We start from the raw sequence: 3,510 nt of genomic DNA, 5'->3' as shown, positions 1-3,510 counted from the left end.
GGCAGTCCAGGCAATCCCGCCAGATTACAGAAATGTAATCTGGCGGTCAGTATGCCGTCAGGCGCGCTTGCGCAGAATTCGCTTGTCGTCGAACAGGAGCGAATGCTGTGGAAACTCATGCCCAGAATCTTCAGGATGGTGCGCGCCGTTGCTGCATCCGGTTTCTCGCTGCGCTGCCGACGTGAATCCGATCGTCTCTTGCCAACTGAGGCTGGTGGCGATTCTTGCCGTCGGCGTGCTCGCCGGCTTTTCCGCCCAGGCGGCAGAAGGGCAGACATCCGGACTGGCGAGCGCCGTGGACCAAGCCTGGCGCCTGAACCCTCAGGCCGCCGGGCTGGATGCCCGCGAGGCTGAAGCGCGTGCCGCGCAGGATCTTGCGGCTGGACTGACCCCCGAGCCCGGTTCGCTCAGCATCGGCAACTTGAGCGACCGCTTCAACCGCAATCAAGGCAGGCAGGAATTCGAGCTCGAACTGGCGGTTCCGCTGTGGCTGCCCGGCCAGAAAACGGCGCGCGAAGCCGAGGCGGCGAGCCAACTCGACGAAATTCTCGCCAAGCGTGCCGCCCTGCGTCTGGAGGTCGGTGGCGAACTTCGGGAAGCATGGTGGGCGTTGGCAGCGGCACGCAGCGCCAAGCTGATGGCGTCGCGTCGCCTGGACACTGCCCGCGCTCTGGAAAGCGACGTCATGCGGCGTTACAGGGTTGGCGAACTGTCGCGCATCGATGCCAACCTCGCGCAAACCGAGACGCATGCCGCCAATGCCGAGTGGGTCGAAGCGCAGGCAACGCTGCTCCAGGCCGAGCAGGCCGTACAAACCCTCACCGGTTCGCCAGCCCCGATGAATCTCGACGAAGAGTCCCCGACAGGGCGACGACTGATCGATGAAAGCGGCGATTCAGCCGCATCGCATCCCTTGTTGGCGGTCACCGCCGCCGCCGCGCGGAGCGCTCGTGCGCGCGCCAACGTCGCGGATGAGTCGCGTCGCGCCGCGCCGGAGCTGGCGCTGCGCGTCGTGCGCGAGCGCACCGACTTTGCCGAGTCCTATTCCAGCAGCGTCGGCATCAAACTCAAGATCCCGTTCTCGTCGGGCTCGCAAGTGCGTCGGCAAAGCGCGGCGGCGCAGGCCGAGGCGAATCAGGCGGAGACCGACTTGCTGCGTACGCAGACCCGCATCCGGCTCGACGCCGAGCGCGCGCAGCGCAACCTGCAATCAGCCGAACGCCAGTTGGCCATGGCGCACGAGCGCCGCCAGCTTTCCGCGGAAAACCTGCGTCTTGCCGAGAAAGCCTTCGCGCTGGGCGCATCCGATCTGGCGAGCTTGCTGCGCATCCGCGCCGCCGCCTTTGATGCCGAAGCCTTCCTCGACCGCCAGCGCGTCGCCCGCGCCGCCGCGATCTCGCGTTTGAACCAAGCCATGGGAGTCTTGCCGTGAAACATGCCGTTGCCGTTGCTCTGTTTTTCGTGGCCGCCTCGGCATTCGGCCACGGTGGAGAGGACCACGGCGCGCCACCGTCGCCCGTCACCCAGTCGGTCGAACCGCGTGCCCACACGGCAAGCGAGGATTTTGAGCTCGTCGTGTCGCTCGAAGGCAAGAAGCTGGTGCTCTATGTCGATCGTTTCGCCAGCAACGAACCCGTGACGCAGGCAAAGGTGGAAATCGACGGCGCCGGGCTCAAGGGCGTGGCCAGCGAAACGACACCGGGAACTTACGTACTCGATCTGAGCACGCCGCTGCCGCCGGCCAAACATTCGCTGACCATCAGTATTGAGGCGAGCGATAACGCCGATCTCCTTTCCGCCACGCTGGATACATCGAGCGCGGTGACGACTGAAGTGCATGCGCACGGCTGGAGCGAGTGGGTCGTCTGGGCTTTGTCGGGAGCGCTGCTGCTGGTCACCGGAATAGCATTTGCCGTCCGGCGGAACAAACGCGCGGAGCAGGGGGCTTGATGATGCGCAAGATCGATTTGCCGGTACTGCTCACCGCACTGATCTTGGGGTTGAGCGCGGGAAACGCCCTGGCTCACGGCGACGAAGATCACAGTCAGGACGCCAAGAAGAAGACACCGGCCGCCGCGACACCGGCAGCAAGCAGCCGGGCAACTGCGGGGGCAACTGCGGGCGCAACCGCGGCACCGCAGCGACTGGCCGACGGCAGCCTGTTCGTGCCGAAGCCGGTCCAACGCCAACTGGGTCTGCGCACGCAAGTGGTGCGTATCGCCGAACTGGCGGCGACGGTCGAATTGAATGGCCGGGTCGTTCCCGATCCGGAAACCAGCGGGCGGGTGCAGGCCATGTTTGCTGGCAGCGTGATTCCCGGTCCAAAAGGCATGCCGACGGCCGGGCGGAAGGTTGCCAAGGGCGAAATCCTGGCCTACCTGCGCCCGATCAGCGGCGCCATCGAGCGTGCCAACCAGAAAGCCAGCCTGGCCGAACTCGAAGCGCAACTGGCGATCGCCAAGGGCAAGCTGAAGCGCTTCGAGCAGCTCGAAGGCGCCGTGCCCCAGAGGGAGATCGAGGCCGCGCGCATCGAGCACGCCGCCTTGCAGCAACGGCGGGCGTATGTGCGCGCCAGCATCGACTCGGCCGAACCGCTGGCGGCGCCGGTGGCCGGCATCGTCAGCGCCTCGCACCACTTGCTGGCCGGACAGGTAGTCGACGCCAAGGAAGTGTTGTTCGAGATCGTCGATCCCTCCCGCCTTGCGGTGGAAGCGCTGGCCTACGATGTCGGCATCGCCAAGACACTGGTATCCGCCAGCGGCCTGGCGGAACAAACCGCACTCGAACTCAAATTCGTCGGTGGCGGGCAGCAATTGCGCGAGCAGGCTTTGCCCCTGCTGTTTCGTATCGCCAACCGCAACGCGGCGGTAGCCGTCGGTCAGCCGGTCAAGGTGATCGCGCGCACCGCGCAAGGCGTCAAGGGGGTGACCGCGCCGCGGACGGCGCTGACAAGAACAGGCGCCGGCGAGACCGCGGTCTGGGTGCATAGCGAAGCCGAGCGCTTCGTTGCGCGCCGGATTCGCCACCAGTCGCTCGATGCGGCGAATGTCGCCATCCTCGATGGCCTGCACGACGGCGAGCGCGTGGTGACCGTCGGCGCCGGATTGCTCGCACAGCTCAGGTAAGCGCGCCCATGTTCGCCTACATCATTCACGCCGCACTCCGGCAGCGCTTGATCGTGCTCGGCGTGTCGTTGCTGCTGATCCTCTACGGCGCGATCACCCTGCGCCAGATGCCGGTCGACGTTTTCCCCGACCTCAACAAGCCGACCGTGACCTTGATGATCGAGGCCGGCGGAATGGCCCCGGAAGAAGTCGAACAACGCGTCACCTTCCCGGTCGAGTCGAGCATGAACGGCATGCCGGGCGTGACGCGCGTCCGCTCGGTCTCGGGCATCGGTCTGTCGATCATCTACGTCGAGTTCGAATGGGGCTCGGACATCTACCGCAACCGCCAGCAGATTGCCGAACGACTGAATCTGGTGCGCGAAGCCCTGCCGCCCGGCATCGT

4 protein-coding genes are annotated in these 3,510 nt (G+C 65.8%); all 4 read left to right on the top strand.

Going from position 1 to position 3,510, the window contains the following annotated elements:
- Positions 1-181: 181 nt before the first annotated feature.
- Positions 182-1,432, top strand: coding sequence for a TolC family protein (locus RKP46_RS13680; protein ID WP_311107144.1), 1,251 nt, complete (start codon positions 182-184; stop codon positions 1,430-1,432).
- Positions 1,429-1,950, top strand: a complete 522-nt coding sequence (locus RKP46_RS13675; RefSeq protein ID WP_311107143.1) for a hypothetical protein — start codon at positions 1,429-1,431, stop codon at positions 1,948-1,950. The genes RKP46_RS13680 and RKP46_RS13675 overlap by 4 nt, the downstream gene beginning before the upstream one ends.
- The gene (locus RKP46_RS13670) at positions 1,950-3,125 is read left to right on the top strand and encodes an HlyD family efflux transporter periplasmic adaptor subunit (RefSeq protein WP_311097265.1); all 1,176 of its coding nucleotides are present in this window, start codon (positions 1,950-1,952) and stop codon (positions 3,123-3,125) included. Before RKP46_RS13675 ends, RKP46_RS13670 begins: the two co-directional genes overlap by 1 nt.
- Before the next feature lie 8 nt (positions 3,126-3,133).
- Positions 3,134-3,510: efflux RND transporter permease subunit (locus tag RKP46_RS13665; protein ID WP_311107142.1), on the top strand; the 377-nt coding region annotated here is incomplete at its 3' end.

This window comes from Accumulibacter sp. (genome assembly GCF_031732815.1).
Lineage (GTDB): Bacteria > Pseudomonadota > Gammaproteobacteria > Burkholderiales > Rhodocyclaceae > Accumulibacter.
This window is presented reverse-complemented; position numbering and strand designations above follow the sequence as displayed.